Raw genomic sequence first — 20,322 nt, forward strand, 5'->3', positions numbered from 1 at the left:
GTCTCCCTCCGCCCCGCTGGCTAGTACGTGAGGGGAACCCTGAGGGACTCTGAGTCCCTCAGGGTTCCCCTCACGTACGTCAGTGGACTGCGTCTAGGGCGTTCACTAGGCCGCGGCCGTAGTACGAGTTGTTTCGGGCCGGTCCGGAGCACGCCGAAACATCGCAAGCCACCGGATCCGCTTCCGCGGTAAGCAAAGCCGCCAAAGCGCGTGGCGGCGCGTTCCGGTGCGTAGAAGCCAACAGAGCCGCAACCCCGGCCGCGTGCGGGGAAGCCATCGAGGTGCCGCACTTAGTGCCGTAAGCGCCGTTGAACACCGTCGACAGCGGGCACCCCGCGCCTTGCCCGGCAGGCGGCTTCTGCGCCGAATCCCCGCCCGGCGCGGTAACCGTGACTGAGCCGTAGTTGGAGTAAGCAGACTTCGTACCCGCGTAACCAACCGCAGACACCGTCACCACGCCGTCGATCGCCTTCGGCAGGATGCCGCACGAAGAGTCAATCTTGTGTGGACGGTTCGGGTCCACAGTCTGCGTACGCACGTCGAAGCCGGAGTTACCCGCTGCAGCGACATTGAGAGTCCCGCGCTGCGTCGAGTAAGTGACAGCGCGCCGTACGGCCTCGTACGCGGCAGCGTCGCCTGCTTCGTTGCGGCAGTAGAACATCCCGGGGTCGATGTAGTAGCTGTTGTTCGTCACCTGGAAGCCGTGCTGTCCGGCCCAGACGAAGCCACAGACAGCCGCCTCCGGGAAGATGTAGCCGTCGTCGTTCACCACCTTCACCGACGCCAAGCGCACGCCCGGCGCGATGCCGGTGAAGCCGCGCGCGGGGTCCTTGCCTGCGATGGTGCCCGCGACGTGCGTGCCGTGGTCGGAGTTCGTCGGCGTCCACGCGGAAGCGTCCGGTGCGCCGGTGACGCAGCCGGTCGACGACCGCGCGTCTACCGCGTGCGCGAGCGCGGGGTGATTGGCGTCGATGCCGGAATCCAGCACGCCGACGGTGACCGATCGCGAACCGGGGTTGATCTTGTTTGCCTCAGGAGCGTGGATGGCGCGCATGTCCCACTGCTGAGTCGACAAATCGTCACCGGCGGCGACGCTCTCCGTCCGCTCCAGCATGCCGACCGCCGAGCGCAGTCCGGCGCGGGCGGCGGCCTTCGCGGCGACGTCCTTGCCCGCCGAGTACGCCCGCTTCACGCCGAGCCGGTCGGCGAAGTCCGCGTTGCGCGAACTGGCGACCGCGACGCCGATCTCCGGGTAGTACGCGATCCGCTTGCCGCACTTGGCGCTCAGCTCCGCGTCGACCGAACGCTGCTTCTCGCCCGGTTGATACAGCACGACGTAGCTGTACTGCGTGCTGGTGGTGTCACACGACGGCGCGGGCGCGGCGGACGCTGGCACGGCCACCGCGCCGGCGGCGACCCCAGCCACCGCGATGGGGACGAGCAATCGACGTAAACGGGACATTTAGCCTCCATGGTCGGTCGCCCGAAACTAAGCCAGCCCCGGCACGCCTCGCCACCGACCAAAGGACGGTCACCGCATCAGGTGTTCGCGCGGTCCCGGGAAGTCGCCCGGATGCCGCGCCAGCCGAGCACCCCGATGGCGGTGCCGAGCACGAACGAAACAACCGTCAGCACCGCGTGCACGATGAAGTACCCAGTGGGTGAACCGTCGGCCGCCCAGGACTGGTTGCTGGCCCACAGGTTCTTGGCGAACGTGATCCAGATGATCCAGGACCAGATGCCGAAAGCGAACAAGGCCATCGCTGTACCTCGTGAAATGCGCATGTCTCGAGTATGCCGCCGGGCCATCGGCGCTAGATTGCGTGGGTGCACCCTGCTTTCGCCCGGTCGCTGCGAGCATTCGCCGCGCCACTCGCCGCAGCCCTCGTAGCCGTCGCCGCGCCTGTCGCCTTCGCCGCCCCGGCGTTGGCGGAGCAATGCACCGAGCACGCCGCGCCGCCGGCCCCGGTGGACACCTCGGAGAAGCCGAAGCCGGGACAGACCGTCCCGCCGCCGCTTCCGGTGCCCGCCCAGCCCGTCGGCGGCGACCGGTTGGGCGGCTGCGGCCCGATCCTCCCGCCGGGCGCGCCCGCGCTGCCCCCTGGCGACACCTCGGCGTCGTGGGTGCTGCAGGACCTCGACACCGGCGCGGTCGTCGCGGCGAAGGACCCGCACGCGCGGGAGCGGCCGGCGTCGCTGATCAAGACGCTGCTCGCGCTGGTGGTGGTCACCGAGCTGAAGCCCGAGCAGGGCATCGTCCCGACGAAGGAGGACGCCGAGCAGGAGTGCACCTGCGTCGGCATCGCCGCGGGCGGGCACTACACGATGGACCAGCTGCTGCACGGCCTGCTGATGCACTCGGGCAACGACGTGGCGCACGCCTTCGCGACCGCGCTGGGCGGCGCCGACGCGGCCGTCGCCAAGATGAACGCGCTCGCCGCCCGCATCGGCGCGACCGACACCCGCGCGGCGACCCCGTCCGGCCTCGACGGACCGGGCATGTCGACCTCCGCGTACGACCTGAGCCTCGTCTTCCACTACGCGATGAAGCAGCCGGAATTCGCCAAGGTGGTGGCGACGAAGAATTTCACGATCCCGGCGATTGACGGGAAGCCGCCGATTCCGGTGTTCAACGACAACAAGCTGCTCGGCGTGTATCCCGGTTTCCTCGGCGGGAAAACAGGCTTCACGGACGACGCGCGGCACACCTACGTCGGCGGCGCGGAACGCGACGGCCACCGCCTCGCGATCGTGATGATGCGGGCCGAACAGCGCCCGACGAAGGTGGTCGACCAGGCGGCGAAACTGCTCGACTACGGCTTCGCGCTGGAGAAGAACGGCGCGCAGCCAGTGGGCCAGATCGCCTACCAGCCGCTGAGCGCGGACTCCGCCCCGATGTCCGACAAGCAGGTCACCCCCGCGGGCGCGACTACCGCGGCCGCGGAGAAGCCGGATCCGTTCGGGACGACCGGCTGGATCCTGACGGTGATCGTGCTGGTGATCATCGTGGCCGGGTTCGTCATCAGCTATCAGCGGAAACGCAACTCCCGGGCATAGCGACCGGTTAGGTCCGTGAAGGGCCCCTTGAGGGAATCTCATTCCCTCAAGGGGCCCTTCACGGCTTCAGTCAGCCCTTTCGGCGGCCCAGCCAGGCCAGCAGCGCGCCCGCGCTGAACGCGCCGGCCACGGAGCCGAGCCCCAGCCCGTGCTGCACCGTGATCCGCGGCTCCAGCAACACCGGAGCGGGCGGCTGAACCACGCGGCGCTGGTTCTCCCGCGCGGTCGCCGTCCACGCCGTCACCAGCAGCAGGAACCGCGACACCAGGTTCGCGAACACCAGCAACCCGATCACCGGCCCGAAGATCGCTGCCGACGGGGACTTCGTGACGCTCGCCAGGTAGACCGTCGCGACCTGCTGCAAGACCACGAATCCGACCGCGGCGATGAGCGCGCCCTTGACCGCGCTCCGCAGCGCGACGTGCTCCCGCGGCAACCGCGCGATCACCCACAGGAACACCAGCGCGTTGGCGATCAGGCTGAGCACGATCGTCGCGAGGTGCAGCAGGAACTTCGCCCACCCCTGGCCTTCCAGCCCGACCAGCTTCAGCAGCAGTTCGCCGAGACCGCTGCCCGCCGCGGTGATCGCGAACGACACCACCAGCGCCAGCCCGAGACCGAGCAGCGACAGCAGATCCTTGATCGTCCGGCCGACGAACGGTTCCGTCTTCTTCTCCTGGCCCCACTGCGCGGTGAGCGCGTCGCGGAGGTTGGCCATCCAGCCGATGCCGGAGTAGAGCGCCAGCAGCAGCCCGAAGACCCCGATGCCGCTGCCGGACTTCAGCGCGGCGTCGGTGATCTGCTTGACCAGGCCGCGCAGGCCTTCGGGGACCGAACTGTCGATCCCGTGCGTGATCTGGTCGATCACCGCGGTGTTGTGCCCGAGCGCCATGCCGACGATCGCGAACGCCACCATGAAGATCGGGAACACCGACAGCACGCTGAAGTACGTGATCGCCGCCGCGTAATGGTTGCCGTAGTTTTCGTTGAAGGAATCGTTGGCGCGGATCAGGTGATCCAGCCACGGGTACTTCCGCCGCAGCCGGGGCAGCAGCTTTTCCTTGTCACCGGTCTCTTTCGCCACCGGAAAACGCTAACCACGGCGACCGGGCCCCGCAACGCGAGCGTGCCCGCGCGGTTACTGGTCGTGGAAGGCGGAGATCATCTTCTGGGCGGCGGGCACCAGCAGCCGGGTCGCGTCCGCGCCGCTGACGCCGTCCGGTGCGGCGTTGTGGTCGGCGAGGTAGAGCTTGAACACGAAACGGCCTTTGCGGAACAGCACCTCGCCGTGGGCCTGGCCCTTGCTGCGCACCTGCCCCTCGTCCCCGACCTGCGCGGGCGCGGACTGGCCGTCGTTCGGCGCGGATCCGAGGTAGCTCTTCGCCGCGTCTTCACCGAGGAAGCTGATCGCGGTCAGGTGCAGCGCGCGCCGGTCGATGCCGTTGTCGTGACCGGTGCCGCGCTCGCAGTCGATCTGCACGTAGTTGTGCTCGGTGCTGTTGGTCATGATCATGTCGCCGACAGCGGTGGCGGGGGTTTCGGCGACCATCGGCGAAACGTCGGTGCCGATCGCCGGGGTCACCGCGTCGGGTGTGAGCATCGGGCAGGGCTGCGCGACCGATTTCGGGAATGCCGCGCTGTCGTAACCGATGACGTTCGCCCCGGCCGGCGCGCTCACCTGCTTCGCGAAGTTCTCGGCGACCTTCTTGCCGAGATCCTGCAGCTTGCCCGCGCTCTTGTCCGCCTTCAGCTCGAAGTCCAAGTCGACCAGCGTGTCTCCCAGGACCAGCGCGGCGTCGCCGGAAGCGTCCGACGGGCTGTCCGTCTTGCGGCGCTTGGAGAAGATCTTCACCGGGCCGACTGTCAGGCTGGGATCCGCGTCGTCAAGGTAGGGCTTGGTGTTCACGGTCGGCACGTAGGCCGGCTGGGACACCGCGACCGCCAGGTGCTCGTGCGTTTGATTGCCCTGATTGTCTTGCAGGCTGTACACACAGTGGTTTACGCCCGAGGTCAGCGCCTTGGCGTAGGTGTTTTCGGACGAGCGCAGCGGTCCCGAACCGTCGCCGACCAGGTAGCGGCGCTCGAAGGTGGCCCCGTTCGGGTCCGGCCGCGAGTCGACCCTGATCCCGAGCGCGACGAGGTCCGCGACGGTCAGCAGGTTGCACGCCTGGACCACCGGCTTGCCGCCGATCCGCACCGCTTGCGGGTTCGCTTTTTCCTTGATCGGAGCGGGGTCCGGATACTGCGAGTTCGCATAACCCGGCCGTTGCACGGTCTGGCCGTCGCCGTTCGGGTCCTTCGCCTTCTCGCTGCCCGATCCGGACATTCCGCTGCACGACGTGACCAGCGCCAGCGTCGCGACACTGATCGGCCACAAACCAGTTTTGAATTTCACGCTATTCCGTCCCCCCTGGACTTTGTTGTGTGTGCGCCTCACTCAGCTCGCGGGCAGGAACCCGATCCGCTCGTAGACCGACGCGAGCGTGGCCGACGCGACCTCACGAGCCTGCCGTGCCCCAGCGGCGAGGATCCGGTCCAGCTCGGCGACATCGTCCAAATAGGACTGGACGCTTTCCTGAAGCGGCGTGACCCAGTCGACGAGCACCTCGGCGAGGTCCTTCTTGAGATCGCCGTAACCCTTGCCCTCGTAAGCGGTTTCGAGGTCGGCGACGGTGCGGTCGGTCAGCGCGGAGTAGATGGTGAGCAGGTTGGAGACGCCCGCCTTCTCCTCGCGATCGAACCGGACCTCGCGGCCGGTGTCGGTGACCGCGGACCGGATCTTCTTCGCCGAGCGCTTCGGGTCCTCGAGCAGTTCGACGAGCCCGTTGGCGGTCGCCGCCGACTTGCTCATCTTCGCCGTCGGTTCCTGCAGGTCGTAGATCTTCGCGGTGTCCTTGACGATGAACGGCTCGGGCATCACGAACGTCTTGCCGAACCGGCTGTTGAACCGCTGTGCGAGGTTGCGGGTCAGCTCGAGATGCTGCCGCTGGTCCTCGCCGACCGGTACCGCGTTGGTCTGGTAGAGCAGAATGTCCGCGGCCATCAGCACCGGGTAGGTGAACAGGCCGACGCTCGCGTGGTCGCTGCCCTGCTTGGCTGCCTTGTCCTTGAACTGCGTCATCCGGCCGGCCTCGCCGAAGCCGGTCTGGCATTCGAGCACCCAGCTCAGCTGAGCGTGCTCGGGCACGTGGCTCTGCACGAACAGCGCGCTGCGCGCCGGGTCGACCCCGATCGCGAGCAGCTGGGCGGCCGAGCGCCGCGTCCGCTCGAGCAGCACCTTCGGGTCCTGCTCGACGGTGATCGCGTGCAGGTCGACGACGCAGTAGAAGGTGTCGTGGGTGTCCTGCAGCCGCACCCACTGACGCAGGGCGCCGAGGTAGTTGCCGAGGTGGAAGGAGTCGGCAGTCGGCTGGATCCCGGAAAGCACCCGCAGGCGCCCGTTCTGTTCGTCGGACACGCCAGGATTCTTTCAGGCAGCGAAGCCGCCGCCGCCGCGGCCCCGCCGGTTCGCGGTGCGGCCGGGCAGCCGGGACGCCTTGACGGCCTCCACCCGAAGATCCGCTTCCGGGGAGGAGCCGCTGCTGGGCGATTTCCAGAGCCGCCGGGCTCCGGCCCCGAGTTGAGCGCGGTTCGGGGCGGCCGACGATCCAGCACCGCCGCGAGACCCCAGCTCCGAACTGCACGCAGCTTGGAGCCGCCGACGATTCAGCACCGCCAGGGATTCAGGTCCAGGCACGCTGCGAACTGGGCCGTGCCTCGTCGGGGCTGCTGGCGGCTCAGTGGCGACCAGGCCGTAAGAAAGTTCTGGCGGGGAAACTCACCGCCGCTGCCGGAGAATCGGCCAGGTGACTAGGACTGCCGCACGGGCAGCGCGGCCGGAGCCGGTTCCAGCGGGCGGGTCGGCTCCTCGTCGATAGTCCTGGCGGCGGCCACCGCCTCGATCGCCTTCGCGCGGGCCTTGCGCCGCTGCCGGACGACGCCCAGCGCCATCCCGATGATGCCGAAACCGACCGCGACCAGCCCGACCGGTCCGAGCATTCCGAACCCGGTCGAAGTCGTCTCCGCGCGGACGACACCGGTGTCCGCGAAAGCCGTCGCGCCCGTTCCGACGGCCGCGACCAGCATCGTCGCGAGCACCGCCAAGACTCGCCCGCCCGCGACCGCCCACGAGCGGCCGGAAGCGGCCGTACGGGTGCTGCCGCCCGCCAAATCGTCGCGCGCCGAGCCGCGAACCGGAGTCCGCTCGGCCGCCTCCGCGCCGGACACCCCCGATGGGGTGACGGACGCGTGAAGCGCTGGACGGCCAAGAGCCAGCGTGGACCGTGTCACGAACCGGCCTGGGTTGCGCACCGGAGTGCCTCCCGCGAGGTGACTGTTCTGAGTGAGCGTCTCACCCGTAAGGATGAGTTCTCGACGTGCTACTGGTCAGAAAACTACCGAGCGTGTCAAGACCTGTCGGATCTGATCAACTCGGGTGCCGAGGCTAGCGCCCACTCGGGGAGTAACCATGGGCACCCCTGCCGTCTCGGTGTCGTCGGTGGTCAGCGCCGTGCGCGGCTCGCGGGACCACGCACAGTGTCCTCAACCTCGGCGAAACCGGACAGAATCACCCCTCGGAACAAACCCGAACTACTCTCAGCAGGTTATTCACCAGCTAGTCACCAGCGGGACAACCCGGCTCAGCCGGGGAACGGCACGTCGTACTTCGCGGTGACCGGCGCGTGGTCCGACCAGCGCTGGTCGTAGGACTCTGCCCGTTCGACCACCACGGACGTCACCTTCTCCGCGAGACCGGGGGTCGCCAGCTGGCAGTCGATGCGCCAGCCCGAGTCGTTGTCGAACGCCTTGCCCCGGTAGGACCACCACGTGTACGGCCCGGGACCCTCGGCGTCGAGACGACGCTGGACGTCGCTGTAGCCCGCCTCGTAGACGCGGCCCATCCACTCGCGTTCCTCGGGCAGGAAGCCGGAGTTCTTCTGGTTGCCGCGCCAGTTCTTGAGGTCGACCGTGTCGTAGGCGATGTTCCAGTCGCCCACCACGACGACCTCCCGGCCCTCCGCGGCCGACTTCGCGCGCAGTTCGACCAGGTACGGCAGGAACGCGGCCATGAAGCGTTCCTTCTCGTCCTGGCGCTCGGTGCCGACGTCGCCGCTCGGCAGGTACAGGCTCGCCACCACCACGCCGGGCAGGTGCATTTCCAGATACCGCCCGCTGTCCTCGAACTCGGGCTCGCCGAACCCGGTCCGCACCTCGTCCGGCTCGACGCGGCTGTACAGCGAGACCCCGTTGCGCCCCTTCGCGGCCGAAGGCGCGTGCGCGGCGAACCACCCCTCCGGCGCGACGACGGACGCGGGCAGCTGCGCGGCCTCGGCCCGCACTTCCTGACACGCGACGACATCCGCCTCAGTGGCGGCCAGCCACTCGACGAAGCCCTTCTTGACGGCGGCCCGGAGACCATTGACGTTGACAGTGGAGACGATCAGCACCCCGCGCACGCTACCCGCCGGGTCCGACAATTTTCCGCGCACGGCAGGTCCGGCGAGGTCCAGAATGACTGCCATGCCCAGACTGACTGTCCTCGGCAGTTGCGGAGCCTGGCCGGAACCCGGCCGCGCCTGCGCCGGTTTCCTGCTGTCCCACGAGGATTTCCACGTCGCGCTCGACCTCGGTTACGGAGCCGCCGCCCAGCTCTTCCGGCACGTCCCCGCCGACCGGCTCGACGCGATCGTCGTGACCCACGAGCATCCCGACCATCTCGCGGACGTCAGCGCACTCGGCCGGGCCCGCCACTACACAACCGACCGCAAGCTCCCGCTGCACTGCACTCCCGGCACCGTGCACCGGCTCGCCGCGATGGAGCCCGATCCGGCCCCCGGCGAGAACTTCGACCTCCACAACCTCGGCCCGGAGACTGACCTCGGCCCCTTCCGGCTCACCGCCGCGCTCCTGCGGCACCACGTGCCGAACTACGGAGTCCGGCTCAACACGCCCGGCTACACCGTCGCCTACACAGGCGACACCGGTCCCACTCCGCAACTAGCCGACTTCGTCCACGACGCCGACGTCCTCATCTGCGAAGCCACCCTGCAGGGCGCACCGCCGGACGGTCCGCGCTACCTGATGACCGCCGCGGAAGCAGGCCGGCTTGCCGCCGCGGCGAATGTCCGGACGCTGCTGCTCACGCATTTCTGGCCCGGTTCCGACCGCGCGGTTTCGGTGGCCGAAGCCCGCGCCGAGTTCTCCGGAGAAGTGCTCGCCGCGGAAGAAGGACTCATGCTGAATCACGCATAATCGCGCACCGGATAAAAATCGCGATCACCCACCGCACGTTTCGCGCCGGTACCGAGCAGTTCGGAGAGCAAACCGAACCGGAGCGGGTGCCGTAAAGGAATCCGGCAATCGCGAAGGTTCCGAGCCGCACGGGGGCATCGGCTCGGCCGATCGGCGGCAATCCCGGTTGGACAACCGAAACCGTCCCACCACATGGGACGCACCAGCGAACGACCATCAGAGTCGAGACACCACACCGGACAACGCCCGGAACCAAGCTCAGCGACCGGCCGGTCCCAGCCGAACCACGCGCCGCATCGAACCCAGCAACCACACGAACCCAAGCGCGGCAAGCAGTCCGTGCGCACAGAGGACGATCAGCGCCTGACCCAGGCACCCGTACGAACCGGACTCAGCACTTGGCCCCTTGCACCGGCGTCACGAAGCTGTCCGCGACCCACTTGCCGTCGGCGATCTTCCGGAACCCGTTCTGCACCACGGGTTGTGCGTCGAATTCCGCGCCGCGCAGGTACTTCCCGATGACTTTCCCGTTACCCGCGGCGGTTTCCCGCGCGTTGAGCACGTCGGCGGTCACCGAGACCTTGCAGCCGGTCGGGGATCCCTGCGCGTCCGCCTGACCTTTCTGGCCGAACGCGTAGATGACCACGACCGCAGCGATGACGCCGATAATAATCAGTGTCTTCTTGGGCAAACCCAGAATCACGGCCGCTCCTCAGTCGCGAAAAACCCCTCGTCCAGAGTAGGCAGTCCGCCGTCGCCCGGACAGGTTTCCGACCCCATTCCACCCGGAGGTGCCAATCCTGTCACCGACACAACACGAAGAGTGACAAAAAAGAGAAGGGCACCTCGGAAGACTCCTCCGAGGTGCCCTTCTCTCAAACGGCTAAAGAAAGATCAGCCCTGCGCGATCTTCTTGGCCAGGTTCTCGTCCAGCGTCGCGAGGAAGTCCTCGGTCGTCTGCCATTCCTGGTCCTTGCCGACCAGCAGCGCGAGGTCCTTGGTCATCTTGCCACCTTCGACGGTGTCGACGACGACCTGCTCCAGCTTGTTCGCGAAGCCGATGAGCTCCGAGTTGCCGTCCAGCTTGCCGCGGTGCTCGAGGCCACGGGTCCACGCGTAGATCGAGGCGATCGGGTTCGTGGAGGTCGGCTTGCCCTGCTGGTGCTGGCGGTAGTGCCGGGTGACCGTGCCGTGCGCGGCCTCGGCCTCGACAGTCTTGCCGTCCGGCGTGCGCAGCACCGAGGTCATCAGGCCGAGCGAACCGAAGCCCTGCGCGACGGTGTCGGACTGGACGTCGCCGTCGTAGTTCTTGCACGCCCAGACGTAGCCGCCCTCCCACTTGAGCGACGCGGCGACCATGTCGTCGATCAGCCGGTGCTCGTAGGTGATGCCCTTGGCGTCGAAGTCGGCCTTGAACTCGGCCTCGAAGATGTCCTGGAACACGTCCTTGAACATGCCGTCGTAGGCCTTGAGGATCGTGTTCTTGGTGGAGAGGTAGACCGGGTACTCGCGGTCGAGGCCGTACTGCAGCGACGCGCGCGCGAAGTCCTCGATCGACTTGCGGTAGTTGTACATCCCCATCGCGACGCCGCCGCCCTCGGGGAAGTTCGCGACCTGGAACTCCATCGGCTCGGAGCCGTCTTCGGGGGTGTAGGTCATCGTCAGGGTGCCCGGGCCGGGGACCTTGAAGTTGGTGGCCTTGTACTGGTCGCCGTGCGCGTGCCGGCCGATGATGATCGGCTTGGTCCAGCCGGGTACCAGCCGCGGCACGTTCCGCATGACGATCGGCTCGCGGAAGATCACGCCGCCGAGGATGTTGCGGATGGTCCCGTTCGGGGACACCCACATCTTCTTCAGGCCGAACTCCTCCACGCGCGCCTCGTCGGGCGTGATCGTGGCGCACTTGACGCCGACGCCGTGCTGCTTGATGGCGTTGGCGGCGTCGACCGTGATCTGGTCGTCGGTGCGGTCCCGCTCCTCGATGCCCAGGTCGTAGTAGTCCAGGTTGACGTCCAGGTACGGGTGGATCAGCTTGTCCTTGATGAACTGCCAAATGATGCGGGTCATCTCGTCGCCGTCGAGTTCGACAACGGTGCCCTGGACCTTGATCTTGGCCATGAGCAGCGGTGCTCCTTCCGCGGATCTTCGCGTTCGCTTCTTCGCTCTCCGATAGCGGTACAAGCGTACTGCTTAACAGAGCTGGATGGTTCCAGAAGTGGTCGGAATCAAGTCTCTACCACCCTTGACGCGGCTCTCCGACCGGGCACGATCCGGGAGCCCGCTCGAGGGGAACCGGACGAGCCCGGCGATCATCCCATCGCGTAACCACAGCCTGGGAGGTCACACCATGTCGTACCCCGCGCCCTACCCCGCCCAACCGGCGATGGCCGGCCAGCCCGCCAGCCGCGCCGTCGCGCGCGTGCTGAGCGGACTGTGCGGGCTGGTCCTCACGCCCATCGCGGTCGGCGTGCTGGCCTTCGGCGGCTACCGCCAGCAGACGCAGGTGTCGGCGACCTTCGGCGAGCACGGCGACGGCCTCGGCACCGCGCTGATGGTGGTCGGCGCGCTGCTGCTGGTCGGAGTGGCCGCGCTCGGCGCGTGGTCGTCCGCCGGACCGATCGTCGGCGGAGTGGTCTGGGGCGTGCTGCCGGGGGTCGCCACGCTCGTGTCGCCGCGGACCGGAATCGACCTGCTGCGCCTGCTGCCGGGCGACGAGCTGGCGGCCGGATTCGGCGGCTGGCTGGTGTCCGGCGCGCTGCTCGGCGCCGGATTCCTGCTGGTCGGCACGGGCCTGGCGGCGACGCTGGCGCGACGACGCAGGTAGCGGCGAGACGGCGCGGGCCCGGTGAGACTATTTGCAGATGGGATTGTTCACCGTAGCCGAGGCCCGCACCGAACTCGCCCGGCTGCTTCCCGTTCTCGCCGAACTGATCCGGGTCCGCGCCGACGCCGCCGAGCTCGCCGCGTCCCTGCGTCCGGGCGGGCGGGACACCAGCCTCGGCGGCCTGCCGGAATGGAAGGCCGCGCAGGCCCGGCTGGACGACCTGATGACCGCGATCCAGGCGACCGGGGCCGAGTTGAAGGGGTTCGCCCCGCTGCTGGTGGACTTCCCGGCCTCGCTCGACGGCGACGACGTGCTGCTGTGCTGGCTCGAGGGCGACCGGGAGCTGACCTGGTACCACCGGGCCGACCTCGGTTTCGCCGGCCGTCGCCGATTGCCCGGATAATCACTGGTCAAGCCCACTACGGTGGCTGGGTGAGCACACTTTTCGACGCCGACGCGGCGGGATACGACGAGGACACCTTCCACCCGTATGTGGCCGAGCAGCTGATCGGCGGCCTGGCCCCCAAGCCCACCCTGCTGGTCGACGTCGCGGCAGGCACCGGCGCGGCTGCCTACGCGGCGCTCCGGCAGCTGGACCCGACCGCGGTGTTCGCGATCGACCTCTCCCCCGCGATGATCGAGATCGCCCGGGGCAAGGCCGCCGACCGCGATCCGGACGGCCGGATCTCCTGGCACGTCGGCTCCGCGGTCCCGCTGCCGATCGGCGACGGCGAGGCCGACGCGGTCGTTTGTGCCTCGGCACTGCACTTCCTGGGCGCGCGCGCCTTGGCCGACTGGCGGCGAGTGCTGCGCCCGGGCGGGAGGCTGGCGTTCAGCGTGGTGTCGTCGGAACGCTTCAAGCCGACCGGCAGGTTCGCCGACGTGTACCCGCGAGACCTGCGCGTCCCGGGCACCCTCGACGAAGCCGCCGCGCTGGCCACCGACGCCGGATTCAGCTCGGCGACGGCGCAGCACGTAACGCTCGATCAGGGCGACCGGGTGCGGCAGGTTTTCGCGGTTTTCGCGGAGGCCTAAGCGGCCAGGCGGGAAACGGTGAAATCGGCGGCCGCGCAGGCACCTCCGGGGTCTGCGCGGTCCCGCGAAACGCGATGAAGCTCGGCGTCGCGACCTGCGGCGAGTTCGGTTCTCGGACGCTGACGCCCGAGTAGGTGCCCTCGTGCAACTGTTGTCCGGCAGGCGCGCTGAGTTCGAGGCGTGCCCAGTCCCAGCCGTCTGGCAGGATTCCCTTTCGCTGCGGCGAAAATACTCCGTTCAGCCGTGCAGCTGCGCACCCTTGAGGATCTTGTCCACCGCGTTCTTCGGCCCGTGCACAGCCATCCCCGCCAACGCCAGTTTCTCCGTCGGCACCGCTCGCACCGCGGCGCGATTGTCGAGGTCATTGCCGGTCTGGAACAGCTCGTCGGTGAAGATCGAGAACCGCAGACCCCGCGTGAGCGCCCGGCTGTGCGCCAGCGCGAGCGTCTCGGCGGTGCCCGCGAACACGAGTACCGGCTGGCGGAACATCGGCAGGTACTCGGTTTCGTCGGCGTCGAGGTAGGGCTCGCCGATCAGTTCGGGCGTCGTGTGGGCCACGCCGCTCACCAGGAACGCCGTGACGTTCAGCCGTTGCCACGAGGCCAGGTCGTCCCGCAGCAGCACGGCGATCTTCGTGTCGAATCGGTTCATGCGAGACAGCATCGGCTCGGCGCCGCGCGCGGGTCTTGTACGTTTTGAACATGACGGTGTCGGCCTGGCGTCCTTCGGTGCCTGGGATCGCCGAGGCGTTCCACGCCCGGTTCACCGATCACGCTTACCCCGCGCACACGCACGACACCTGGACGCTGCTGATCGTCGACGACGGCGCGATCAGCTACGACCTCGACCGGCACCACCACGGCGCACTCGGCACGGCCGTCACGCTGCTGCCGCCGAACGTCGCGCACGACGGCCGCGCCGCCACAAGCCAGGGCTTCCGCAAGCGCGTGCTCTACCTCGACGCCGACGTGCTCGGCGTCGACCTGATCGGGGCCGCCGTCGATCAGCCGAGCCTGCCGGATCCGTTGCTGCGCACCAGAATCCACCAGTTGCACCAGTCGCTCGCCGAACCGCTGGAAGCCGAAAGCCGCCTCGCCCTGGTCGCCCAGCGGCTGCGGTTGCACCTCGGCCGCCCGGCCATCACCCCACCCGACCGCAGCCTGGCCGACGACCTGCGCGACCTCCTCGACGAACGCCTGCCGGATTCGCTGACGCTGGCCGACGCGTCCGCCGTCCTAGGCGCGCACCCGGTCCACCTGGTCCGCGCCTTCGGCCGCCGCTTCGGGCTGCCGCCGCACCGGTACGTCACCGGCCGCCGCGTCGACCACGCCCGAAGGCTCCTGCTCGACGGCACCCCGCCCGCCGCCGTCGCGACGACCGCGGGCTTCACCGACCAGGCACACCTGACTCGGCACTTCCGCCGCTACCTCGGCACCACCCCGGCGCGCTTCGCACGCGGCTGACCGGGCGGTTTGTGCGAAGATGGCACCATGCTGCGCGAACTGCACCTGACCGGCGACCCGGCGGCCGACAAGCTGCTCAACGACGACCCGTTCGCCCTGCTCACCGGGATGCTCCTGGACCAGCAGTACCCGATGGAGCACGCCTTCGCGGGCCCGCGGAAGATCGCCGACCGGATGGACGGCTTCGACCTCGCGAAGATCGCCGCGACCGACGTCGAGGCGTTCGTCGAGATGTGCGTGGTCCCGCCGGCAATCCACCGCTACGGCGGCTCGATGGCCCGCCGGGTGCACGCGCTGGCGCTGCACATCATCGAGAACTACGACGGCCGAACCGAGGGCATTTGGCTCGACGGCCGTCCCAAGCCGGACGGCGAAGAGGTGCTCAAGCGGCTCAAGGCACTGCCCGGTTTCGGCGAGCAGAAGGCGAAGATCTTCCTGGCACTGCTGGGCAAACAACGCGGTGTAGCCCCGAAGGGCTGGCGCGAAGCTGCCGGCGCGTACGGAGATCGCGGGTCCCGTCGGTCTATTGCGGACGTGACAGACGCGAAGACGCTCGGCGAGGTGCGCGCGTTCAAGAAGGCCGCTAAGGCCGCCGCCAAGGCGAACTGACTCAGCCCCGCGCGAACCAGACCACGTCCGGTTCCCCGCGCGGCACCGGAATCTCCACCACGTCCACCTCGGCGAACCGTTCCCGCAACCGAGCCGTGAACCCCGGTGCCGCGCCCGCGCTCCACACCGCCAGCACCCCTCCCGGACGAAGCAGCTGAGACAACCGGTCCAGGCCGGAAGCCGCGTACAGCGAGGCATTCCCCTCGGTGACCGTCCACTCTGGACCGTTGTCGATGTCCAGGCACAGCGCGTCGAACGTCTCGCCGGTCGTCCGCAGCCACTCCAGCAGATCCGCCTCGACCACGGTCACCCGCGGATCGTCCAAGGCCCCGCCGTGGACCTCGCGCAGCGGACCGGTGCGGTTCCACGAGATCACCGCCGGTTCGCGTTCCACCACGACCACGGAGCCGACCGCGGAATGATCCAGCGCGGCGCGCAACGAAAACCCGACGCCGAGACCGCCGATCAGCACCCGCGCACCAGGGGCGAGCCGGTCGGCCGCTCCGGTCACGAGCAGCCGTTCCGACTCGCCGTTTCGGGTGTCCATCAGGAACATCCCGTTTTCGATCACCTCGAACTCGGCGCCATCGCGCCGCAGCACCAGTTCTCCGCCGTGCCCGGGCACGGTCTCCAGTACCTCCGCCACGCCCGGCAGCTTCTCAGACCGCGACCTCCTCGCGGACCTCAACCCGCTTCCTCGTGCCCCAGAAGAACACGACCACCAGCGCGGCCGCGGCGGCGAGGATCGCGGCGATCTCCGGCAGGACAGTGGCCCCGGCCGAGGTCAGCACCGCGCCGCCGACGACGCCGGACAGCCCGACGCCCAGGTAAATCGCCGACGCGTTGAGCGACAGCGCGAGACCGGCGTGCCCCGGAGACAGCTCGATGAGCCGATGCTGCACCGGCGGGCTGAACGACCAGTTCGCCACGCCCCATACGAACAACGTGATTCCGGCCCCGACGACGGTCGTCGCGGTGAACGGCAGCAGCACCATCACAGCGGTGAACACGGCGAGGATGATCAGCAGCGGCTTGCGCGGGCCCCACCGGTCGGCCGCGCGGCCGCCGGCGAAGTTACCGATCGCGCCGCCGATGCCGTAGCAGAACAGCAGCACCGTGACCGTCCCGCCGGAAACCCCGGCCGTGGCGGACAGGACCGGCGACACCAGCGTGTAGACCATGAACGCGGCGAGGCAGGCGAGCGTGGTGGTGACCAGCAACGCGACGATCCGCTTGTCCCGGGCGACCGCGAACCGCTCGGCCAGCCCGACCGCCGGCGGCGGCGCGACCTTCGGCAACGCGACCCGCACCCCGAGCGCGCCGAGCGCCGAGAGGACGCCGACGAACAGGAACGCGCCCTCGTAGCCGAACTGCTGGGAGATCACGCTGCCCAGCGGGACGCCGAAGATCAGCGCGATAGTGAGCCCGCCGAACACCAGCGAAACGGCTCGGCCGCGACGGTCCGGCGTGGTCAGCTCCGCGGCGACCGCGGTGGCGGCCGGGGTGTAGACGGCGGCCCCGATCGCCGTGACGACCCGCGCGATCAGCAGCGTGGTGTACCCCGGCGCGACGGCCGCGAAGATGTTCCCGACCGCGGCCACCGCGAGCGCGGCGACCAGCAGCGTCCGCCGTTCCCACCGGCCGGTGGCGGCGGCGAACAACGGCGAGCCCACCGCGTACGCGATGGCGAACGAGGTGACGAGCTGCGCCGCGGCCGTCGCGGAGATGTGCAGCTCAGAAGTCAGCGCCGGCAGCAGCCCGGCCACGATGTAGCCGCTGGTGCCGACGCCGAAGGCCCCGAACGCGAGCACCGAGTTCCGGGCCGCCGCCGAGGACGAGACGCTGGACATGAATGTCCCCCCAATGAGACCTGAACGGATAGTTCGATGAACGTCGTAGTTCGATGACGACCGTACACGGCGGCATCGACAATTTCGACAGCCGTCGTACTATGGACGCATGCCCGCCTCCGCGCCGCTCCCGCCGCTCGCCTATCCGGACCGCGACGAGATCACCGTCGAAGCGGTGCTCCGCGCGCTGGCCGACCCGGTCCGCCTGGCGATGGTCCGGCAGCTCGCGAACTCCGAAACGGAGATCTCGTGCAGCGGTTTCGAGGTGCCGGTGACCAAGTCCACACTCACCCATCACCTCGCGACGCTGCGCCAGGCCGGGGTGATCGTCGGCCGCCAGGTTGGCACCACCCGGTACAACGCGTTGCGCCGCAACGATCTCGACGCGCTGTTCCCCGGCCTGCTCGACGGCGTGCTGGCCGCGCCGCGCTGAGCGGTCGCGCTACGTGGCGGGCCTCACCCGAATACCGGGATGACAAGGCCGCCCTCCATCGGTTCAACTAGAGCGAGACAGCACGACGACGTCGGGGCTGTCTAGTTTTTTGCCCTCGTTCTAAAGCGCTTCAGAAGCCTGCGACCCAGGCGCTGAGAAAACGATTTCTCCAGGAAGGGAGAGCCGTGCCCGTCGCGTTGCTCGCGCTCGCCGTCGGTGCCTTCGGCATCGGTACCACCGAGTTCGTGATGATGGGTGTGCTGCCCCTGACCGCCGCGGACTTCCACATCGACATCCCGTCCGCGGGCTACTTCATCTCCGCCTACGCACTCGGCGTGGTGGTCGGTGCGCCGCTGCTCACCGCGCTGGCCGTCCGGCTGCCGCGCAAAACCATGCTGCTGGCGATGATGGGCCTGTTCACGGTCGGCAACGCGCTGTTCGCGCTCTCGCCGAACCAGGACTTCGGCATCGCGTTCCGGTTCCTCGCAGGCCTGCCGCACGGCGCGTTCTTCGGGGCGGGCGCGGTCGTCGCGTCCAGCCTCGCGCAGCCGGGCCAGCGCGCGAAGGCCGTGTCGATGATGTTCATGGGCCTGACGCTGGCGAACGTCATCGGCGTCCCGCTCGGCACGCTGCTCGGCCAGCAGGTCGGCTGGCGCGCGACGTTCGGCGTCGTCGCGGTGATCGGCCTGCTCGCGATCGCCGCCATCGCGAAACTGGTGCCGCACCAGGGCCGCCCGGCGGACCCGTCGATCCGCGGCGAACTGGGCGCGTTCCGCCGTCCGCAGGTGTGGCTGGCGCTGGCGATCGTGATGTTCGGCCTCGGCGGCGTGTTCGCCTGCATGTCCTACATCGCGCCGATGCTGACCGACGTCGCCGGATACTCGCCCGCCAACGTCACGGTGCTGCTCTCGCTGGCCGGCGTCGGCATGACGATCGGCAACTACCTCGGCGGACGGCTCGCGGACAAGGCACTGATGCCGAGCCTGTACGTCGCGCTGCTCGCGCTGGCGACCGTGCTCGCGATCTTCACCGTGACCGCGCAGGGCAAAGTCGGCGCGGCGGTCACGATCTTCTTCGTGGGCGTCGCGGGCTTCATGATCGGCCCGATGATGCAGGCGCGGATCATGGAGAAGGCGGGCGGCACGCCGTCGCTGGTTTCGGCCGCGGTGCAGTCGGCGTTCAACATCGCCAACTCGATCGGCGCGTACCTCGGCGGCCTGGTCATCGCGGGCGGCCTCGGGCTGCTGGCCCCGAACTGGGTCGGCGCGCTGCTGGCTGTGCTCGGGGTGTCGATCGCCGCGGTGTCCGGATTGCTGGACCGGCGCGAGGCGCGGGTCCAGAAGGAACTCGCGCTCGCGTCCTGACCTGGTTCCTTTAGGACCCGGTTCCTTTAGGACGATGCGTCGAACGGGCCGCCGACGATCGACAGCGAGATGTAGAGCACCGCGGCGCACAGCGCGCCGTAGGTGAGGATGTCGACGACCTTGCCGCGGATCGCCAGCAGCCCGGCGCGCTCCTCCGGCAGCACCGCGCGCAGCACGCCGGCCACGAACAGTGCTACGCCGACCAGCGCCGCGCCCTCGCGCCAGTGGTACTGAAAGGCCCGCACCACAGCCACGGCCAGCAGCAGCATGATCACCGCGAACGGCATGTGGACGAGCCAGGGGCGAGCGCCGCGCTGCCGTGGACCGGTCATCGCCATCAGCGGGCGGCCGCGCGTTCCGCGGCCTCGACGACGTTGGTGACCAGCATCGCCCGCGTCATCGGGCCCACGCCGCCGGGGTTCGGCGAGATCCAGCCGGCCACCTCGGCGACCGCCGGGTCGACGTCGCCGGTGAGCTTGCCGTCCACATGGGAAACGCCGACGTCCAGCACCGCCGCGCCGGGCTTGACCATGTCCGGCTTGATGATCCCGGGCACGCCCGCCGCGGCGATCACGATGTCCGCGCGGCGCACCTCGGCGGCGAGGTCACGGGTGCCGGTGTGGCAAAGCGTGACGGTGGAGTTTTCGCTGCGCCGGGTGAGCAGCAGGCCGAGCGTGCGGCCGACGGTGATGCCGCGGCCGACGACGGTGACCTGCGCGCCGTTCAGCTCGACACCGTGCCGCTTGAGCAGCTCGATGATCCCGTACGGCGTGCACGGCAGAGCGCCCTTTTCACCGAGCACGAGCCGGCCGAGGCTGATCGGCGCGAGGCCGTCGGCGTCCTTCTCGGGGTCGATGCGCTCCAGGATGCGGTTCGCGTCGAGGTGCTTCGGCAGCGGCAGCTGGACGAGGTAGCCGTGGCAGGCCGGATCGGCGTTCAGCTCGTCGATGACGGCCTCGAGCTTCTCCTGCGAGATGTCCGCGGGCAGGTCGCGGCGGATCGAGTTGACGCCGATCTTCGCGCTGTCGGCGTGCTTCATCTTCACGTAGGCGTGGGAACCGGGGTCGTCGCCGACCAGCACCGTGCCCAGCCCAGGGGTGATCCCCTTCTCCGCGAGCGCGGCCACTCGCGGGCGCAGCTCTGCGAAAATGGCGTTCTTCGTGGCCTTGCCGTCGAGAATCTTCGCCGTCACGGCGGCCATTGTCGCAGAGACACTATCCATCACTATCCACTAGTGCGCCCTACACCCTGTGTGTCCACGACACCACCCGATCGGCCCGCGCGTCTTCCGTCGAATCAGCCTTCCCGGGTCTTAAGCTGGAGGGGCTCCACCGCATCACCCACCCTGGCGTGTGACCCGTGCCATATCGCGTCCGTCGAGGTCAGCGGGCACGTC

The 20,322-nt window shown here is 68.9% G+C and carries 23 protein-coding genes; 9 read left to right on the forward strand and 14 right to left on the reverse strand.

From position 1 onward, the window contains the following. Positions 1-79 precede the first annotated feature (79 nt). Both ACFXI3_RS13090 and ACFXI3_RS13095 read right to left on the reverse strand, forming a co-directional pair. On the reverse strand, positions 80-1,462 hold the full coding sequence (locus ACFXI3_RS13090; RefSeq protein ID WP_378399662.1) for a S8 family serine peptidase: 1,383 nt from the start codon (positions 1,460-1,462) through the stop codon (positions 80-82). Positions 1,463-1,539: 77 nt separating this feature from the next. Next, the gene (locus ACFXI3_RS13095; RefSeq protein WP_378399663.1) at positions 1,540-1,785 is read right to left on the reverse strand and encodes an SCO4848 family membrane protein; all 246 of its coding nucleotides are present in this window, start codon (positions 1,783-1,785) and stop codon (positions 1,540-1,542) included. Positions 1,786-1,827: 42 nt separating this feature from the next. Between ACFXI3_RS13095 and ACFXI3_RS13100 the strand changes: the two genes are divergently transcribed. After that, on the forward strand, positions 1,828-3,057 hold the full coding sequence (locus tag ACFXI3_RS13100; protein ID WP_378399664.1) for a D-alanyl-D-alanine carboxypeptidase family protein: 1,230 nt from the start codon (positions 1,828-1,830) through the stop codon (positions 3,055-3,057). A gap of 70 nt (positions 3,058-3,127) precedes the next feature. Here ACFXI3_RS13100 and yhjD read toward each other — a convergent pair whose 3' ends face one another. The 5 genes from yhjD to ACFXI3_RS13125 all read right to left on the reverse strand — a co-directional run bounded on the left by yhjD (position 3,128) and on the right by ACFXI3_RS13125 (position 8,552). Then, positions 3,128-4,141, reverse strand: a complete 1,014-nt coding sequence (yhjD, locus tag ACFXI3_RS13105) for an inner membrane protein YhjD (protein WP_378399665.1) — start codon at positions 4,139-4,141, stop codon at positions 3,128-3,130. A gap of 54 nt (positions 4,142-4,195) precedes the next feature. After that, a complete protein-coding gene (locus tag ACFXI3_RS13110) occupies positions 4,196-5,452 on the reverse strand; it encodes a hypothetical protein (RefSeq protein ID WP_378399666.1) in 1,257 nt (418 codons plus the stop codon). Positions 5,453-5,494: 42 nt separating this feature from the next. Next, a complete protein-coding gene (gene trpS, locus ACFXI3_RS13115) occupies positions 5,495-6,514 on the reverse strand; it encodes a tryptophan--tRNA ligase (protein ID WP_344270578.1) in 1,020 nt (339 codons plus the stop codon). Positions 6,515-6,906: 392 nt separating this feature from the next. Next, positions 6,907-7,323: a hypothetical protein gene (locus ACFXI3_RS13120; RefSeq protein ID WP_378399667.1), complete on the reverse strand. Its 417-nt coding sequence runs from the start codon at positions 7,321-7,323 to the stop codon at positions 6,907-6,909. Positions 7,324-7,736: 413 nt separating this feature from the next. Beyond that, complete coding sequence (locus ACFXI3_RS13125) at positions 7,737-8,552, reverse strand: exodeoxyribonuclease III (RefSeq protein WP_344270743.1); 816 nt, start codon at positions 8,550-8,552, stop codon at positions 7,737-7,739. A gap of 64 nt (positions 8,553-8,616) precedes the next feature. On the opposite strand from ACFXI3_RS13125, the gene ACFXI3_RS13130 reads away from it, so the two are divergent. Further along, positions 8,617-9,348 carry an MBL fold metallo-hydrolase gene (locus ACFXI3_RS13130; RefSeq protein ID WP_378399668.1) on the forward strand — a complete coding sequence of 244 codons (732 nt, stop codon included), beginning with the start codon at positions 8,617-8,619 and terminating at the stop codon, positions 9,346-9,348. A 391-nt stretch (positions 9,349-9,739) separates the two neighbouring features. On the opposite strand, the gene ACFXI3_RS13135 is transcribed toward ACFXI3_RS13130, so the two are convergent. Then, on the reverse strand, positions 9,740-10,051 hold the full coding sequence (locus ACFXI3_RS13135; RefSeq protein ID WP_344270570.1) for an SH3 domain-containing protein: 312 nt from the start codon (positions 10,049-10,051) through the stop codon (positions 9,740-9,742). A 191-nt stretch (positions 10,052-10,242) separates the two neighbouring features. Next, the gene (locus ACFXI3_RS13140) at positions 10,243-11,466 is read right to left on the reverse strand and encodes an NADP-dependent isocitrate dehydrogenase (RefSeq protein WP_344270567.1); all 1,224 of its coding nucleotides are present in this window, start codon (positions 11,464-11,466) and stop codon (positions 10,243-10,245) included. Positions 11,467-11,695: 229 nt separating this feature from the next. Between ACFXI3_RS13140 and ACFXI3_RS13145 the strand changes: the two genes are divergently transcribed. The 3 genes from ACFXI3_RS13145 to ACFXI3_RS13155 are packed head-to-tail and all read left to right on the forward strand — an operon-like array spanning position 11,696 to position 13,207. Beyond that, complete coding sequence (locus ACFXI3_RS13145) at positions 11,696-12,172, forward strand: hypothetical protein (RefSeq protein ID WP_378399669.1); 477 nt, start codon at positions 11,696-11,698, stop codon at positions 12,170-12,172. Between the two features lie 37 nt (positions 12,173-12,209). Continuing rightward, a complete protein-coding gene (locus tag ACFXI3_RS13150; RefSeq protein ID WP_116201667.1) occupies positions 12,210-12,575 on the forward strand; it encodes a DUF2203 domain-containing protein in 366 nt (121 codons plus the stop codon). A 29-nt stretch (positions 12,576-12,604) separates the two neighbouring features. After that, on the forward strand, positions 12,605-13,207 hold the full coding sequence (locus ACFXI3_RS13155; protein ID WP_378399670.1) for a class I SAM-dependent methyltransferase: 603 nt from the start codon (positions 12,605-12,607) through the stop codon (positions 13,205-13,207). A gap of 237 nt (positions 13,208-13,444) precedes the next feature. On the opposite strand, the gene ACFXI3_RS13160 is transcribed toward ACFXI3_RS13155, so the two are convergent. Continuing rightward, on the reverse strand, positions 13,445-13,858 hold the full coding sequence (locus ACFXI3_RS13160) for a DUF2000 family protein (RefSeq protein WP_378399671.1): 414 nt from the start codon (positions 13,856-13,858) through the stop codon (positions 13,445-13,447). Positions 13,859-13,908: 50 nt separating this feature from the next. Here ACFXI3_RS13160 and ACFXI3_RS13165 point away from each other — a divergent pair, with 50 nt between their 5' ends. Then, positions 13,909-14,670 (forward strand): AraC family transcriptional regulator, encoded by a 762-nt coding sequence (locus tag ACFXI3_RS13165; RefSeq protein WP_378399672.1) that lies wholly within the window; start codon positions 13,909-13,911, stop codon positions 14,668-14,670. Positions 14,671-14,697: 27 nt separating this feature from the next. Further along, complete coding sequence (locus ACFXI3_RS13170; protein ID WP_378399673.1) at positions 14,698-15,279, forward strand: HhH-GPD-type base excision DNA repair protein; 582 nt, start codon at positions 14,698-14,700, stop codon at positions 15,277-15,279. 1 nt (position 15,280) lies between these two features. On the opposite strand, the gene ACFXI3_RS13175 is transcribed toward ACFXI3_RS13170, so the two are convergent. Next, complete coding sequence (locus ACFXI3_RS13175; protein ID WP_370932104.1) at positions 15,281-15,925, reverse strand: spermidine synthase; 645 nt, start codon at positions 15,923-15,925, stop codon at positions 15,281-15,283. Between the two features lie 13 nt (positions 15,926-15,938). Next, positions 15,939-17,129 (reverse strand): MFS transporter, encoded by a 1,191-nt coding sequence (locus tag ACFXI3_RS13180; protein ID WP_378399674.1) that lies wholly within the window; start codon positions 17,127-17,129, stop codon positions 15,939-15,941. A gap of 109 nt (positions 17,130-17,238) precedes the next feature. Between ACFXI3_RS13180 and ACFXI3_RS13185 the strand changes: the two genes are divergently transcribed. Then, a complete protein-coding gene (locus ACFXI3_RS13185) occupies positions 17,239-17,562 on the forward strand; it encodes an ArsR/SmtB family transcription factor (RefSeq protein ID WP_378399675.1) in 324 nt (107 codons plus the stop codon). Positions 17,563-17,747: 185 nt separating this feature from the next. Next, positions 17,748-18,926, forward strand: a complete 1,179-nt coding sequence (locus ACFXI3_RS13190; RefSeq protein ID WP_378399676.1) for an MFS transporter — start codon at positions 17,748-17,750, stop codon at positions 18,924-18,926. 26 nt (positions 18,927-18,952) lie between these two features. Here ACFXI3_RS13190 and ACFXI3_RS13195 read toward each other — a convergent pair whose 3' ends face one another. After that, positions 18,953-19,264: a DUF3017 domain-containing protein gene (locus ACFXI3_RS13195; protein ID WP_344270535.1), complete on the reverse strand. Its 312-nt coding sequence runs from the start codon at positions 19,262-19,264 to the stop codon at positions 18,953-18,955. Next, entirely contained in the window at positions 19,264-20,118 is an 855-nt protein-coding gene (locus ACFXI3_RS13200; RefSeq protein ID WP_378399677.1) for a bifunctional methylenetetrahydrofolate dehydrogenase/methenyltetrahydrofolate cyclohydrolase, read from the reverse strand. The genes ACFXI3_RS13195 and ACFXI3_RS13200 overlap by 1 nt, the downstream gene beginning before the upstream one ends. Between the last annotated feature and the right edge of the window lie 204 nt (positions 20,119-20,322).

Origin of the sequence: Amycolatopsis sp. NPDC059235 (assembly GCF_042754125.1) — a bacterium.
GTDB classification, from domain to species: Bacteria; Actinomycetota; Actinomycetes; order Mycobacteriales; family Pseudonocardiaceae; genus Amycolatopsis; species Amycolatopsis albidoflava.